Consider the following 14,069-nt stretch of genomic DNA (forward strand, 5'->3'; position numbering starts at 1 on the left):
CCGCTCTTACGAGTCTGTTCATCGCCTGCTGCGCGTCGGCGATACGGCGTTAAAAACAAGCTCAAAATGCTCATGTACCACATGACCATTCCGCTTTTTCGCTTGTTTTCGCCTTGTCTCGCTCTTGTTCGCGAGACTTTGAACAAACTTTTAGAAGCGCGGCCGAGTTGAAAAGGGCACCTAGGTGCCCTTTTTTGCGTGCGGTATTCTGTTTGCAATGATTGATTGAGAAAGTAAAGCGATGTCGAACTCTATTCAGCTCGCCGTAGTCGGCGCCACCGGCCTGGTGGGCCAGGCGGTACTGGAACTGCTGGCCCAGCGCCAGTTGCCCGTGGGCCGGGTTTTTGCCGTGGACACGGCGGACAAGGAAGGCGAAACCGCCGCCTATGGCAACCTGGAACTGGATGTGCATCCGATCGACGGTTTTGCCTTCGAAAACGTGGCGCTGGCCATCTTCGCCGCCGGCAGCGAACTGGCGCGCGAGTACGCGCCGCTAGCGCGCGCGGCTGGCGCGGCGGTGGTGGATTTCAGCTCCGCCTTCCGCGAGGACGACAGTGTGCCGCTGGTGATTCCCGCCATCAACGGCGCCTTGCTGGCGGACGCCGGCGAAGCCGCGCTCGCCTCCGTGCCCAATTGCACGGTGACGCCGCTGGCGCTGGCGCTGGCGGCGCTTCGCCCGCTGGGCTTGCAGCGCGTGTCGGTGGCCACTTATCAATCGGTGTCCGGCAGCGGCCAGGCGGCAATGGAAGAGCTGGCGGATCAAACCACGGCGCTGTTCTCCCAGCGCGAGACCGAAAGCCGGGTTTACGACAAGCGCATCGCTTTTAACGTGCTGCCGCAGATCGGCGCGCTGGACGCGGACGGCACCTCCGAAGAAGAGCGCTCGGTGGAGCGCGAACTGACGCGGCTGTTGGCGTTGCCGCAATTGCAAGTGGAAGCCACCTGCGTGCGGGTGCCGGTGTTCTTCGGCCACGCGTGGGCGGTGAATGCGGCATTCGAACATGAATTTGACATGGAGCAAGCGCGTAAGCGTCTGCTTGCGGCAGGCTTGCAAGTGGTGGCCGCTGACAAGTTGGGCGGTTATGTGACGCCAATGGAAGCTACCGGCAATGAAGCGGTGTGGGTCAGCCGTCTGCGCGGCAAGGGCCGGACGCTGAGCTTCTGGCTGGCCGCCGACAATGTGAAGGCGGGGGCGGCGCTCAATTGCGTGAATATCGCCGAAACGCTGTTGAAGCAGAATGGTTTGATCTGATTTAAGCGGTTTGGCCGAAGCCGCGCATGGCGCGGGCAGAGGGCGGCATTCGCGAGAGTGCCGCCCTGTTTCATGGCGGAGTCGAAAAACGCGCGCAAACGGCGTCATTATGAAATCTAGCTAAAAACTGCGGCAGGGCCTAAGATTGCAACAGTTACCGTCTGCGCCCGCTGGGCCAGCGCAAATAAAATCAAGATAAACCGTGCCGGAAGGTTGACAGTGACACATCAGGCAAAAATCAGAATCGGCGTTCTGGCGGTGGCTTTGGCCTGCTCCGCCAGCGCCTGGGCAGGGCTGGGGAAAATCAACGTCAGGTCCAATCTGGGCGAGCCGTTCCGCGCCGATATCGAATTGACCGGGGTAAGGGCGGCGGAGTTGGAGAGCGCCAGGATAGGGCTGGCCGGGGCGGATACGTTTCAGGACTTGAACGTTGATTACGCCACCGTGCTCAATATGCTGCGCTTCAGCGTGGCGCCCAGCTCGCGCGGCGCGATGATACGCATCAGTTCTTCCGGACCCATCAACGATCCCTATCTGCGTTTCGTGGTGGAAGCCAAGACTTCATCGGGACGCGCGGTGCGCGAATACACGGTGTTGTTGGATCCCAGCAACTACTCGATGGCTTCCCCGTCCGCCAACATCGTGCAGGACGTGCCCAGTTACGCCGACAGCAATCTGTCCAGCCGCTATCGCGGCAACGCCGCGCCCATCGCGCGGCCGCAGCCAGGCATTCTCAAAGTGAAGTCCGGTTCCACCCTGCGCGGCCTGGCCGGCAAGGTGCGGCCGCGCGGCGCCTCGCTGGACCAGACCATGGCCGCTTTGGCACAGGCCAATCCGGACGCCTTCGTCGACGGCGACGTCAGCCGTCTCAAACTGGGCGCGGTGCTGAAAGTGCCCGCCAGCCGCAAGATCAAGTCCCTGAGCGCCGCTCAGGTGGCCAGCATTCTAGGCAGTCAGCCCGCGGCTCCGGCTGCCGAAGACAAAGCCAAAGCAGGCTCGGATGTGCTGAAGCTGGTGCCCAGCGAGCCGGGCGGCGGCAAGCTGACCGAACTTGAGCAGCAGGTGGCTGCGCGCGAGCAAGCGCTGAAGAGCGCGGAGGCGCGCATCAGCGCGCTGGAAGAGCAATTGAAGGCCTTGCAGGCGGGCAAGCCCTTGCCGCCCATGACTAATTCCAGCTCCAGTTCCGCTCCGGCCGCGACGGCGGCGGAACCCGTCGCCGCCAGCGCTCCCGCGCACGCCGCCAGCGCGCCGGCTCCTGCGGCCAAGCCCGCTCCGGCGGAACACAAGCCAGCGGCCAAGCCGGCGGCTCCGCCTCCGCCTCCGGAGCCGTCGTTGCTGGATAAGGTGATCGATCATTTGCCGCTAGTGGGCGGCGGCGTGGCCGGCCTGGGCCTCTTGGGCGCGTTGGGCCTGTTGCTGGCGCGCCGGCGCAAGGGCGGCAAGCCCTTGTCGCTGTCCGCCAACAATACCAGCGCCGCCTTGAGCCGCGGCGCGTCTTCCGGCATGGAACCGCCGTCGGTGGGCGGCGGCCACTCCTTCATGAGCAATTTCACCCAGGCGGCCGGCGCCATCGACGCGGCCGAGGTTGATCCTGTAGCGGAAGCCGAGGTGTATATCGCCTACGGCCGCGATGTGCAGGCAGAGGACATCCTCAAGGACGCGCTGGCCAAAGACCCGTCGCGCCAAGAGGTGAGGCTGAAGCTGATGGAGATCTACGCGGCGCGTCCTGACGTCGCCAGCTTTGAAAAACTGGCGCGGGAAATGCACGCCACCTTCGACGGCCATGGACCGATCTGGGCCAAGGCCGCGGCGATGGGCCGTTCCATAGACCCGACCAACTCGCTCTATCTGTCCGACGGCGAGGGCGAGGACATCGAAGCCGCGCCCGCGCCGGTGTCTAGTCCGGGCGGCATCGATCTGGATAAGGAGCTGTTCGGCGAGCCAGAGGCAACGCCGCCGGCTGCCGCCCCTGAACCCGTCTCTGCGCCGGAAGCTGCGGTTCCCGCGGATGATCCGCTGGCGGCGCTCTTTGCCGAGCCTCAGCCCGAAGAGGCGGAGAAGCCGGAAGAAGCCAATCTGCTCAATTTCGATCTGGACGCGGAGCTGACGGCGCCCGCGGAGCCCAAGCCGGAGGCGACTCCCGCGGCCGCGGCGCCGGCGGAAAACAATTTGTTGGACTTCGACTTCAATCTGGAGGGCATGGCGGCGGAAACGCCGGCCGCCGCCGAAGCGACAGTTGCGTCAGCGGCCCCAGCGGCCGCGTCCGCGGGTTTCGAATCCCTGTACGAAGACATGCTGGCGGAGACGCCGGCCGCAGAGGCGGAAGCGCCGGCGGCGGCGCAGGCAGAAGGCATGTCGGTGCTGGACGATCCGCTGGCCACCAAGTTGGATCTGGCTAAGGTCTACCTGGACATGGGCGACCGCGACGGCGCCAAAGAAGTGTTGCAGGATTTGATCGCCGAGGCGCAAGGGCCGCTCAAGGCGGAGGCCGAGGCCTTGCTGGCAACGATTAGCGCTTGAGATAGAGGCGACGGCGATGCGCGGCGGGACGGGGCAACTCCTCCCGCCGTTTGACGATCCGGCTCCATCACGTGGTTTGAGGCGAATGGCATGAAAATGTGTGGCTTTTTTGGCCATTGCCTGGATGCAATGAGGCAAGGATGCTCGATTTATCCTCGCTAAGTGGCTGTTGTGTTGTTTCGTTGCAATAATTAAAACGTTATAAGAATCTGTTGGCGACCTGCTGCGCGGCGGCTTCGAAGAATGAGGGTGGGGAAATTCGTTCATGTCTTTCAAGACACGCATGAGTCAAATCGCGTTGCTGCTGGCCGGTCTGGGCCTGGCGGCGGCGGCTACGGCCGGTTTGGGGCCGATCCGGGTATTGTCCGCCGATGGAGAGCCTTTCCTGGCGGAGATCCCAGTGGTGGACGAGGAACCCTCCGACAATGTGCTGGTGGGCCTGGCCGACCGCAACCGCTATCCGCTGTTGTCCACTTACAGCAGTTCCGCCGGCAATCTGCAGTTTTCCATCGTCCGCAAGCCGGATGGCAGTGTTCAAAAAATCCAAGTGAAGGGCGCCGCCAGTTATCCGGAGCCGCTGTTGCGTTTCGCCGTGGATCTGAGTTGGCCGGCTGGCCGGCTGGTGCGCGAGTTCGAGGTGGATTATCGCCGCGACGGACCGCGCAACAAACCCGCGCCGGCGCGGGAGGAGGGCAAGAAGCCGCTGGCCGGCGTCGATGTCTCGCCGCGCTTGGATTCGCTGGGCCTGAGCGACGCCCGGCTGCGTTCCCGCCTGGGCGAACCCTTGCTGCTGGAACTGACCTTGCAGGGCAGCGCCTTGGAGCAGGCGGAGCCGCCGAGACTGGCGTTGTTCGCGGTGGCGGCTCAGGGCGAGCCCAGCGCTCAGCAAGTGCGCTTGGTGGCTTCCATCGTGCCCCATATCGAGAAAGTGGCCAAAGGCCGCTTTAATGTGCAACTGCGCACCGAGCAGCCGGTAAGCGAGCCAATGTTGGCCTTCCGGTTGGAAGTGGCCGCAGGCAAGCTCAAGGCGCAGAAAAACTACTCGGTATTGCTGGACCCTCATTCGGCGACTAAGCCGGTCCCCGCCGTCAAAACGCAGGGCTTGAAAGTGTACCGAGTGCTTAAGGGCGACACGTTGTCCGGCATCGCCAGCCGCGTGCGCGGCGGAGGCGAGACGGGTGGGGTGGCGCAGCAACTGCTGCGGGACAACCCAGGGGCTTTCATCGCAGGCGATGCCAATCGCTTGCGCGCTGGAGCGGCCCTGGAGTACCCGGCCGAGTGGCAGTTGCGTGGCCAGGGCGTTGCCCGTGGCGCGGAGCCTAAGCGGCCGGCGACGTTGACCGAGGCTCACGCGGTTCAGAAAAGCGCGCAGCCTGAAGGCAAGCTCCAAGAGCGCGCGCCGGAGCGCAAACCTCTGGAGCATAAGCCGGCGGAGTCCAAGCCGCAGGAACACAAAGCCCAGGAGCAGGCTCCCAGAGAGGCTGCGCCGAAGACTAAGCCCGTCATGCCGCCCCCGCCTGTTGCCAAGGAAGCGGCCAAGCCGGCCCCGGCCGCAGAGGCCGCGCGGCCTGCTGCCGCGCCGTCGCAGCAGGAGCGGAACTTGCAGCAGATGCTGCAGCGGCAGGATCAGGCGCTGCAGCAAGCCGAACAGCGCGCCAAGGCGCTGGAGCAGAAAATTCAGGATTACCAGCGCCAGCAGGCGGCGGTAAAGGCAGCTGTGCCGGCCCCGGCGGAAAGAGAGCCCGGCCCCGAGTCCGCGCCTGAACCCAAGCCGAAACCGGAACCCAAGATAGCAGCCGTCAGTTCGATGCCGGTCGCGGCGGCGTCCGCGCCGCAGGCGGCTAGGCCGGAACATGTCGGGAAGACCCAGGCGCCCGAACCCGCCGCGCCGCACGAGCCGCCCGCAGCCAAGCCCGCCGAAAGCCATGCTCCGCCAGCCACCGTGGCGGCCAATGGCTGGACGGATGAACTGGGCGCGCTCTTGTCCGATGAGTCTATGCGCTGGAAGCTGGGCGGCGCGGCGGCGGCTTTGGGTCTAGTCGCCTTGCTGCTGGCGCGACGCAAGCGCAGCGGCGATAAGGCCGAGCCCGCGGCGCCGGCCTTGAGCGGAACGGCGACGGGCGCTTCGATGCTGGGGCCGTTAACGACTTTGATGAGTTCTTTGAAGAAGGGCGATGGGATCGACCTGTCTTCGGTGGATCGGGTTGCCGAGGCAGACGTCTATCTGGCTTACGGTCGCGATGATCAGGCGCTGGAGATTTTGCGTGAAGGCCTGGCTCATGAGCCGATGCGACAAGATTTGCGCTACAAGCTATTGGAGGTGTTGTCCACCCAGCCGGACAAGCAGATGTTCATTGCCGAGGCCACCACGGCGAAGGGCGTGTTCGGTAAGGACAGCACCTTGTGGATGAGGGTGTGTGAGATTGGCCAGACCGTCGAGCCCGGCCATCCCTTGTTCGCGCAAACCACACTCGAGCCAAAGGCGGAGGAGCCGGCGCAGTCGCTTGCGGCCGCAGAGCCAGCCCCTGTTGCCGCACCCGCACCCGCACCCGCACCCGCACCCGCACCCGCACCCGCACCCGCACCCGCACCCGCACCCGCACCCGCACCCGCACCCGCACCCGCGACGGCGACGGCCGTAGCGGCATCGCCTGCGCCGGCAGCTGCGGCGAGTCCTGATGAGGAGAAAATGGAACTAGCCAAGCTGTATCTGGAGATGGGCGACAAGGAAACTGCGGACGCTTTGATGAAGGAGGCCGGTCGCTGAGGCGTCCATCGCGCATTGCGAGTCACAGGGGCCGGCGCGCTTATCGCGAGCCGGCCCTTTCGTTTTACGTCGACGGCGTCTTATGCCGTGGTTGGCCGCTTTTCTCGCGTGTTCGCAGCAGACGTCATCGTTTGGTCGTGGCGCAAACCGGGCAGGATAAGGTAGAGTGAGTGCTTTATTGCTGAAACGACGCGGTGCGCCGCGTCGGTGTTTGAAGAAGGTGTGGGCATGAGGATAGCGCTCGGCATCGAGTATGACGGTCGGGCGTTTTCCGGCTGGCAGACTCAGCCGCATGGCAATACGGTTCAGGACAGATTGAATCAGGCGATCGCGCAGATCGCCGGCGTGGCCGACATCGGCACCTTGGCCGCGGGCAGGACCGACGCCGGGGTGCATGCGGCCATGCAAGTGGTGCATTTCGACTGCTTGACGCAGCGGCCGCTGAATGCTTGGGTGCGCGGCGTCAACGCCTTGCTGCCGCCGGAAGTGGCGGTGGTGTGGGCGCGAGAGGTGCCGGAGGCGTTTCATGCTCGTTTTTCGGCGTTTTCCCGCAGTTACAGCTATTTCCTGCTGACTAGTCCGGTGCGGCCTTGTTTGCTGGCTGGCAAGATGGGCTGGTTTCATCAGGCGTTGGACGTTGAGGCGATGCGGGAAGCGGCCGCCCACTTGTTGGGGCGGCATGATTTTTCCAGCTTTCGAGCGTCCGAATGCCAGGCAAAATCGCCGCTCAAGGATTTGCAGCGCTTGGACATCAGCGAGCAAGACGGCCTGATCCGCTTCGATCTGCTGGCGGACGCTTTTCTGCACCATATGGTGCGCAATATCGTCGGGGCGCTGGTCTATGTCGGCAAGGGCGCTTTGCGCGCGGAGGACATGGCGGGGCTGCTGGCGGCGCGCGACCGCACCTTCGCGCCGCCCACCTTCATGCCGGATGGTCTGTATCTGACCGGCGTGGGTTATCCGGAAATATACGATTTGCCGTCGCAGGCGGATGCCGCGCGGCTGGCCTTGTGGAGATGAGAGTGGGCGGCACAACCCGAATCAAAATTTGCGGCATTACCCGGCCGGAAGACGGCGTGGAAGCCGCGCGCTTGGGCGCCGACGCCATCGGTCTGGTGTTCTACGCCAAGAGCCCGCGTCATGTCGGCATCGAGCAGGCGCGCGCTGTAATCGCGGCGCTGCCGCCCTTCGTCAGCGTGGTGGCTCTGTTCGTCAACCCGGAACCGGATTATGTGCGCGCAGTGTTGGCGGAGTGCGCAATCGACATGCTGCAGTTCCACGGGGAGGAAGACGCCGTTTTCTGCCGCTCCTTTCAGCGGCCTTATTTGAAAGCGGTGCGGGTGAAGCCAGGCATGGACCTGGCCGAAATCGCCGCGCAATACCCGGACGCGCGCGCGGTGCTGACAGATGCCTTCGTTGAAGGCGCGCACGGCGGCACCGGGGCCACCTTTGACTGGAGCTTGCTGCCGGAGGCCTTGCCTCTGCCGTTGATCCTGTCCGGAGGGCTGGACGAACACAATGTGGCGGCGGCGGTGGCGCAGGTGCGTCCGGCCGCGGTCGACGTCTCCAGCGGTGTGGAGGCGTCCAAGGGAATCAAAGATGCCGCCAGAATGGCGGCGTTCATATCAGGAGTTAGACATGGATCGTTATGACTTGCCGGACGCCCAGGGCCATTTTGGCCCGCATGGCGGCGTCTATGTCGCCGAAACCTTGATGGCGGCGCTGGACGAGCTGAAAAACGAGTACGCTCGCGTCAAGGCCGACCCGTCGTTCTGGGAAGAATTCCGCCATGAGCTCAAGCATTACGTTGGCCGCCCCAGCCCGGTCTACCACGCCAAGCGCTGGTCCGAGCAATTGGGCGGCGCGCAGATCTATTTGAAGCGCGAAGACCTGAACCACACAGGCGCGCACAAGATCAACAACGCCATCGGCCAGGCGCTGCTGGCGCGTCGCATGGGCAAGAAACGGGTGATCGCGGAAACCGGCGCCGGCCAGCACGGCGTGGCTTCCGCCACCGTGGCGGCGCGTTACGGCATGGAGTGCGTGGTGTATATGGGTGCGGAGGACATCAAGCGTCAATCGCCCAATGTGTTCCGCATGAAGCTGTTGGGCGCCACTGTGGTGCCGGTGGAGTCCGGCTCCAAGACGTTGAAGGACGCGCTGAACGAGGCCATGCGCGATTGGGTGACCAATGTCGACAGCACTTTCTACATCTTGGGCACCGCGGCGGGCCCGCATCCCTATCCGATGCTGGTGCGCGATTTCGTGTCGGTGATCGGCGAGGAGGCCAAAGTGCAGATGCCGGAAGTCATCGGTCGCCAGCCGGATGTGGTGGTGGCGTGCGTGGGCGGCGGCTCCAACGCCATCGGCATGTTCTATCCGTATATCGGCGTTGACGGCGTGCGCATGGTCGGCGTTGAGGCCGGCGGCCTGGGCTTGGCCTCCGGCAAGCACGCGGCGCCGATTTCCGGCGGCGCGCCGCTGGGCGTATTGCACGGCGCCAAGAGCTATCTGATGCAGGACGAGAACGGCCAGGTGGTGGAAACCCATTCGGTGTCCGCCGGCCTGGACTATCCGGGCGTGGGGCCTGAGCACAGCTATCTGAAGGACATCGGCCGCGCCGACTACGTGGCGATCAACGACGACGAGGCCTTGCGCGCCTTCCACGATTGCTGTCGTTTCGAGGGCATCATCCCGGCGCTGGAGTCTAGCCACGCGCTGGCCTGGGCCGCCAAGGAAGCGCCGAAGATGGGCAAGGACCAGGTGATCTTGGTCAATCTGTCCGGCCGCGGCGACAAAGACATCAACACCGTGGCCGGCCTCGCCGGCATCACCCTGTAAGGAGGCGCTATGTCACGTATCGCCCAATGTTTTGAAGCGCTGGCCGGCGGCAAGGCGCTGATTCCCTTTATCACCGCCGGCGATCCGTCGCCGCAGTTGACCGTGCAGCTGATGCACGGCTTGGTGGAGGGCGGCGCCGACATCATCGAGCTGGGGGTGCCGTTTTCCGACCCAATGGCCGACGGCCCGGTGATCCAGCGCGCCTCGGAGCGCGCGCTGGTCCACAAGGTGGGTTTGCGCCAGGTGTTGCAGATGGTGGCGGAATTTCGCCGCGACAACGACCATACCCCGGTGGTGCTGATGGGATATCTGAATCCCGTGTTCGCCATGGGCTACCAGGACTTCGCCGCCGCGGCCAAGGCCGCCGGCGTAGACGGCGTGTTGACCGTGGACAGTCCGCCGGAGGAATCCGCCGATCTGTCTGTGGCGCTGACCGCCAACGGCCTGGATCCGGTGTTCCTGATCGCGCCCACCACCCCGCCGCAACGTGTGGCGGAAATCGCCAAACTGGCGCGTGGATACGTCTATTATGTCTCTCTGAAGGGGGTGACCGGCGCCGGGCATCTGGACATTGACGACGTAGCGCGTAAAATTGCTGCCCTTAGAGAATATTTGACCGTACCGATCGGCGTCGGCTTTGGCATTCGCGACGGCGCGACCGCCAAGGCGATCTCCGCCGCCGCTGACGCGGTGGTGGTGGGCAGCCGCTTGGTGCAGGAAATTGAGGCGGCGACACCCGAAACCGCCAAAGAGCGGTTAACCCGTCTGGTGGCCGAACTGAAGGCCGCCATCCGATAGAACATTGCGGGGGCTTAGCCCCCGTTTTACTGTGCCCGCCGTTTGACGGCGGGTCCAAGAATCAAGGAGTCAGCATGAGCTGGTTGAATAAGCTCCTGCCGCCGAAGATCAAGCGCGACAACCGCGCCGATAAACCTTCCGCGGTACCGGAGGGGCTTTGGAGCAAGTGCCCGGAATGCGAGGCCGTGTTGTATTACACCGACCTGGAGAGCAATCTGCAGGTGTGTCCCAAGTGTAATTATCATCACCCGCTGACCGCGCGCGAACGTCTGAACCTGCTGCTGGACGAAGAGGGCCGGCGCGAGCTGGGCGAAGAGGTCAAGCCGGTGGATATCCTGAAGTTCAAGGATAGCAAGAAGTATCCGGACCGCTTGACCGCTGCCAAAAGCGACACTGGCGAGGACGACGCGCTGGTCGTCATGCAGGGCAGCATCGAATCGATGCCGGTGGTGGTGGCCGCGTTTGAATTCAAATTCATCGGCGGCTCCATGGGGTCGGTGGTGGGCGAGCGCTTCGTGCGCGGCGTGCGCGCCGCGGTGGAAGCCAAGGCGCCTTTCGTTTGCGTGGCCGCTTCCGGTGGAGCGCGGATGCAGGAAGGCCTGAATTCGCTGATGCAGATGGCCAAGACCAGCGCCGCCTTGCAGCTGCTGACCGACGCCAAATTGCCGTTCATCTCGGTGTTGACCGACCCGACCATGGGTGGCGTGTCCGCTTCTTTCGCTTTCCTGGGCGACGTGGTGTTGGCCGAGCCCAAGGCGCGCATCGGCTTTGCCGGCGCACGCGTGATCGAGCAAACCGTGCGCGAAACCCTGCCGGAAGGCTTCCAGCGCGCAGAGTTCCTGCTGAGCAAGGGCGCGGTGGACATGGTGGTGGATCGTCGCGAACTGAAGCGCAAGCTGGCGGAGTTGAGCGCATTGCTGATGAAGGAGCCCGCTCCGGTCTAATCCGCAGCCAAGCCGCATTGAAGCCGCCATCATCTGGCGGCTTTTTTATTTGGCGCGGCAGCCTTGCACCGCGCGATTGAATTGCGTCAGGAACTGCGGCGACTCGCGGGCGAGGAAGGCTTTGCCGAAGTAGACGCCGAAGGGCAGGCTTTGCGCCAGCTCGCTGCGCAGTTGTTCCTGCACGCCCATTTTGGCGATGAGCGCGTCCACCACGTAGGCATTGCCGAGAATGGCGTCAACACGGCGGTTCAGCAGCATTTTCACCAATTGCTCGCTGTTGGGCGGGGTGGAGGTGAGTTGATAGCCGTGTTCGCGCAGCCAGTCGTCCATATTGGAGCCACTGAAGGCGGCGGTGCGGCCCTGGCGCTTGAAATCGCTGCTGGTCGGGGTCTGCGGGTTGTTCTTCAGCAGATACCAGCGTCGCTCATAAGGCAGGATGGGGGCGGACAGCACCGCGTAGCTGTCGCGTTCCGCCGACGGCGTGGCGGTGAAGAAGGCATCGGCTTGTTGGTGCTGCACCTGCCATTGTGCGCGGGGCCATGGCAGGAAGGAGATGGAGTAGGGACGTTGTAGCTGCTTGAGCGCGCACTGGACGATTTGTACCGCCAAGCCGTCGGGGGCTCCGTCTTCTTTGCTGAAGGACAGCGGAACTTGCTGATGGGTGTTGAGCCGGATGGGGGGCTCGGCCGCGGCGGCGCCGGCGATCAGCAGGCCGGCGAGCAGAACGCGACGTATGGGCGACGGAAATGCGGCGCGGCGGGGAGGGGCGCGCGGGGTTTTGCTTAAAAAATAGGCGGCAGTCATTTGTTTTTTGCAATCATGGAGTTGCCGGTTTTATCCACATGCTGTCACCAGATTTGCTCATTGGCAAGGTGGGAAAGTTCCCTGATTTTGCCTTTTTTATGAGCGTAAGCGGCAAGTGGCTAATTGCAAAAGTTTTTTTGGCGACGGATCGGGGTTATCCACAAAGTTATCCGGCGATTGCTGTGGAAAACCCCGGCCGTTGCCGCCGTTATTCCGCCTGTTCCAGCGCCTCCAGCTCGGCCTGGGCCTCCAGCCAAGCCTCCTCCACTTCCGCCAGGCGGGTCGCCACTTCCCCTTGGCGACGCACAGCGTCGGCCAGCCGTTGCCGGTTGGCATCCTCATAGGCGTCGGCGGAGGCCATGAAGCCGTCCAGCTCCGCTTTCGCCGCGCTGAGTTGGTCCAGTTCCTTTTCCAGCTTGTTCAGCTTGTTCTGCAGCGGTTTGCGCAGTTGGGAGAGCCGTTGCCGCGCTTCCGCTTCTTGGCGCTTCTGTTCCTTGCGGTTCAGGCCCTGAGCGTCTCCGGAGGAGGGCTTGCCGGCGTCAGCCAGCAGGGTCAGCCGCCATTGGCGGTAATCCTCTAGGTCGCCGTCGAAGGGCTGCACCTTGCCGTGGCTGACCAGCCAGAAAATATCGGTAGTGGCTTCCAGCAAGCTGCGGTCATGGGACACCACGATCAGCGCTCCGCTGAAGTCCTGCAGCGCCATGGTCAGCGCGTGGCGCATTTCCAGGTCCAGGTGGTTGGTGGGTTCGTCCAACAGCAGCAAGTTGGGTTTTTGCCAGACTATCATCGCCAGCGCCAGCCGCGCCTTCTCGCCGCCCGACATCGGACCCACTGGATCGGTGGCGGCGTCGCCGCGGAAGTTGAAGCCGCCAAGGAAACTGCGCAGTTCCAGCTCGCGCGTGGTGGGCGCCAGCCTTTGCATGTGTTGCAGCGGCGTTTCGTCTTCGCGCAGGGTCTCCAGCGTGTGCTGGGCGAAGTAGCCAATCTTCAGGGTTTGGGCGTTGACGATCTCGCCGCGCAGCGGGGCGAGGTCGCCGGACAAGAGTTTGACCAGGGTGGATTTGCCGGCGCCGTTGACGCCGAGCAGGCCGATGCGCGCGCCGGCTTCCACCGATAGGTTCAGTCCGCTGAGTATGGTGGCGGAGCCGTAGCCGACATCGGCCTGTTCCAGCTTCAGCAATGGATTGGGCAGGTTGTCCGGGCTATCGAAGTGGAAGTCGAACGGCGAAGCCACGTGGGCGGGAGCGATGCGTTCCAGTTTTTCCAGCGCCTTGACCCGGCTCTGCGCCTGGCGCGCCTTGGAGGCCTTGGCCTTGAAGCGGTTGACGAAGGACTCCAGGTGGGCGATCTGGCGCTGCTGTTTTTCGTACTCGCCTTGTTGACGAGCCATTTTCTCCGCGCGCATCACTTCGAACTGGCTGTAGTTGCCGGTGTACAGCGTCAAGTCCTGGTTGGCGACTTCAACGATGTGGTCACAGACGCTGTCCAGAAAGTCGCGGTCGTGGGAAATCATCAGCAGAGTGCCTGGATAGCCTTGCAGCCAATCCTCCAGCCACAGCACGGTTTCCAGATCCAGATGGTTGGTGGGTTCATCCAGTAGCAGCAGGTCGGAGCGGCACATCAGCGCCTGCGCCAGGTTCAGGCGCATGCGCCAGCCGCCGGAGAAGCTGGCCACGGACCGTTGCTGAGCGTCGACATCGAAGCCCAGACCGGTCAGCAGTTTGCCGGCGCGCGCCGGCGCGGCGTAGGCGTCGATGCGCGCCAATTCTCCGTGCAGGTGGCCGATGGCGTTGCCGTCGTGGCGTTCTTCCGCGTCTTGCAGCTCCTGTTCCAGCTGGCGCAGCTCATGGTCGCCGTCCAGCACGTAGTCCAGCGCGGAGCGTTCCAGCGCGGGTGTTTCCTGCGCTACGTGAGCGATGGTCCAGTGAGGCGGCAGCAGCGCGTCTCCGCTGTCGGCGTGAAGTTCGCCCATCAGGAGCGCGAACAGGCTGGACTTGCCGGCGCCGTTGGCGCCGGTGAGGCCAGTCTTGTAGCCGGGGTTGAGGGTCAGGTTGGCGCCTAGCAGCAATTCTTTCAGGCCGCGGCGCAGGTTGAGGTTTTTGAGTTGAATCATAGGAGTCCGAAGCCGCGCCGGCGTTTGCGG

Annotated in this window: 10 protein-coding genes; 8 read left to right on the top strand and 2 right to left on the bottom strand. The window is 64.0% G+C overall.

Annotated elements, in window-relative coordinates; translation table 11 throughout:
• The first annotated feature begins 241 nt into the window (after positions 1 to 241).
• From ACUXV1_RS04835 to accD, 8 genes are all read left to right on the top strand, one after another.
• The gene (locus tag ACUXV1_RS04835) at positions 242 to 1,252 is read left to right on the top strand and encodes an aspartate-semialdehyde dehydrogenase (RefSeq protein ID WP_043641511.1); all 1,011 of its coding nucleotides are present in this window, start codon (positions 242 to 244) and stop codon (positions 1,250 to 1,252) included.
• 219 nt (positions 1,253 to 1,471) lie between these two features.
• On the top strand, positions 1,472 to 3,772 hold the full coding sequence (locus ACUXV1_RS04840; protein WP_446014944.1) for a FimV/HubP family polar landmark protein: 2,301 nt from the start codon (positions 1,472 to 1,474) through the stop codon (positions 3,770 to 3,772).
• A 265-nt stretch (positions 3,773 to 4,037) separates the two neighbouring features.
• Positions 4,038 to 6,539 carry a type IV pilus assembly protein FimV gene (locus tag ACUXV1_RS04845; RefSeq protein ID WP_446014945.1) on the top strand — a complete coding sequence of 834 codons (2,502 nt, stop codon included), beginning with the start codon at positions 4,038 to 4,040 and terminating at the stop codon, positions 6,537 to 6,539.
• A 228-nt stretch (positions 6,540 to 6,767) separates the two neighbouring features.
• Positions 6,768 to 7,559, top strand: a complete 792-nt coding sequence (truA, locus tag ACUXV1_RS04850) for a tRNA pseudouridine(38-40) synthase TruA (RefSeq protein ID WP_043641515.1) — start codon at positions 6,768 to 6,770, stop codon at positions 7,557 to 7,559.
• Between the two features lie 2 nt (positions 7,560 to 7,561).
• The gene (locus ACUXV1_RS04855) at positions 7,562 to 8,191 is read left to right on the top strand and encodes a phosphoribosylanthranilate isomerase (protein ID WP_256870439.1); all 630 of its coding nucleotides are present in this window, start codon (positions 7,562 to 7,564) and stop codon (positions 8,189 to 8,191) included.
• Positions 8,178 to 9,380: a tryptophan synthase subunit beta gene (gene trpB / locus ACUXV1_RS04860; RefSeq protein ID WP_019102616.1), complete on the top strand. Its 1,203-nt coding sequence runs from the start codon at positions 8,178 to 8,180 to the stop codon at positions 9,378 to 9,380. The genes ACUXV1_RS04855 and trpB overlap by 14 nt, the downstream gene beginning before the upstream one ends.
• A 9-nt stretch (positions 9,381 to 9,389) precedes the next feature.
• Positions 9,390 to 10,178 (top strand): tryptophan synthase subunit alpha, encoded by a 789-nt coding sequence (trpA, locus tag ACUXV1_RS04865; RefSeq protein WP_081556374.1) that lies wholly within the window; start codon positions 9,390 to 9,392, stop codon positions 10,176 to 10,178.
• A 74-nt stretch (positions 10,179 to 10,252) separates the two neighbouring features.
• A complete protein-coding gene (gene accD / locus ACUXV1_RS04870; protein WP_081573973.1) occupies positions 10,253 to 11,122 on the top strand; it encodes an acetyl-CoA carboxylase, carboxyltransferase subunit beta in 870 nt (289 codons plus the stop codon).
• Positions 11,123 to 11,167: 45 nt separating this feature from the next.
• Here the strand turns inward: accD and ACUXV1_RS04875 are convergent, their stop codons facing one another.
• Positions 11,168 to 11,926, bottom strand: coding sequence for a substrate-binding periplasmic protein (locus tag ACUXV1_RS04875; protein WP_446014946.1), 759 nt, complete (start codon positions 11,924 to 11,926; stop codon positions 11,168 to 11,170).
• Positions 11,927 to 12,134: 208 nt separating this feature from the next.
• Positions 12,135 to 14,039 (bottom strand): ATP-binding cassette domain-containing protein, encoded by a 1,905-nt coding sequence (locus tag ACUXV1_RS04880; protein WP_043641519.1) that lies wholly within the window; start codon positions 14,037 to 14,039, stop codon positions 12,135 to 12,137.
• Positions 14,040 to 14,069: the final 30 nt, after the last annotated feature.

The organism is Chromobacterium sp. W521, assembly GCF_052805975.1.

Bases quoted from the DNA above. Each gene is read 5' to 3' on its own strand.
- trpA (WP_081556374.1), top strand. From the start codon at position 9,390: ATGTCACGTATCGCCCAATGTTTTGAAGCGCTGGCCGGCGGCAAGGCG.
- ACUXV1_RS04845 (WP_446014945.1), top strand. From the start codon at position 4,038: ATGTCTTTCAAGACACGCATGAGTCAAATCGCGTTGCTGCTGGCCGGT.
- ACUXV1_RS04875 (WP_446014946.1), bottom strand. From the start codon at position 11,926: ATGACTGCCGCCTATTTTTTAAGCAAAACCCCGCGCGCCCCTCCCCGC.
- ACUXV1_RS04880 (WP_043641519.1), bottom strand. From the start codon at position 14,039: ATGATTCAACTCAAAAACCTCAACCTGCGCCGCGGCCTGAAAGAATTG.
- accD (WP_081573973.1), top strand. From the start codon at position 10,253: ATGAGCTGGTTGAATAAGCTCCTGCCGCCGAAGATCAAGCGCGACAAC.
- trpB (WP_019102616.1), top strand. From the start codon at position 8,178: ATGGATCGTTATGACTTGCCGGACGCCCAGGGCCATTTTGGCCCGCAT.
- ACUXV1_RS04835 (WP_043641511.1), top strand. From the start codon at position 242: ATGTCGAACTCTATTCAGCTCGCCGTAGTCGGCGCCACCGGCCTGGTG.
- truA (WP_043641515.1), top strand. From the start codon at position 6,768: ATGAGGATAGCGCTCGGCATCGAGTATGACGGTCGGGCGTTTTCCGGC.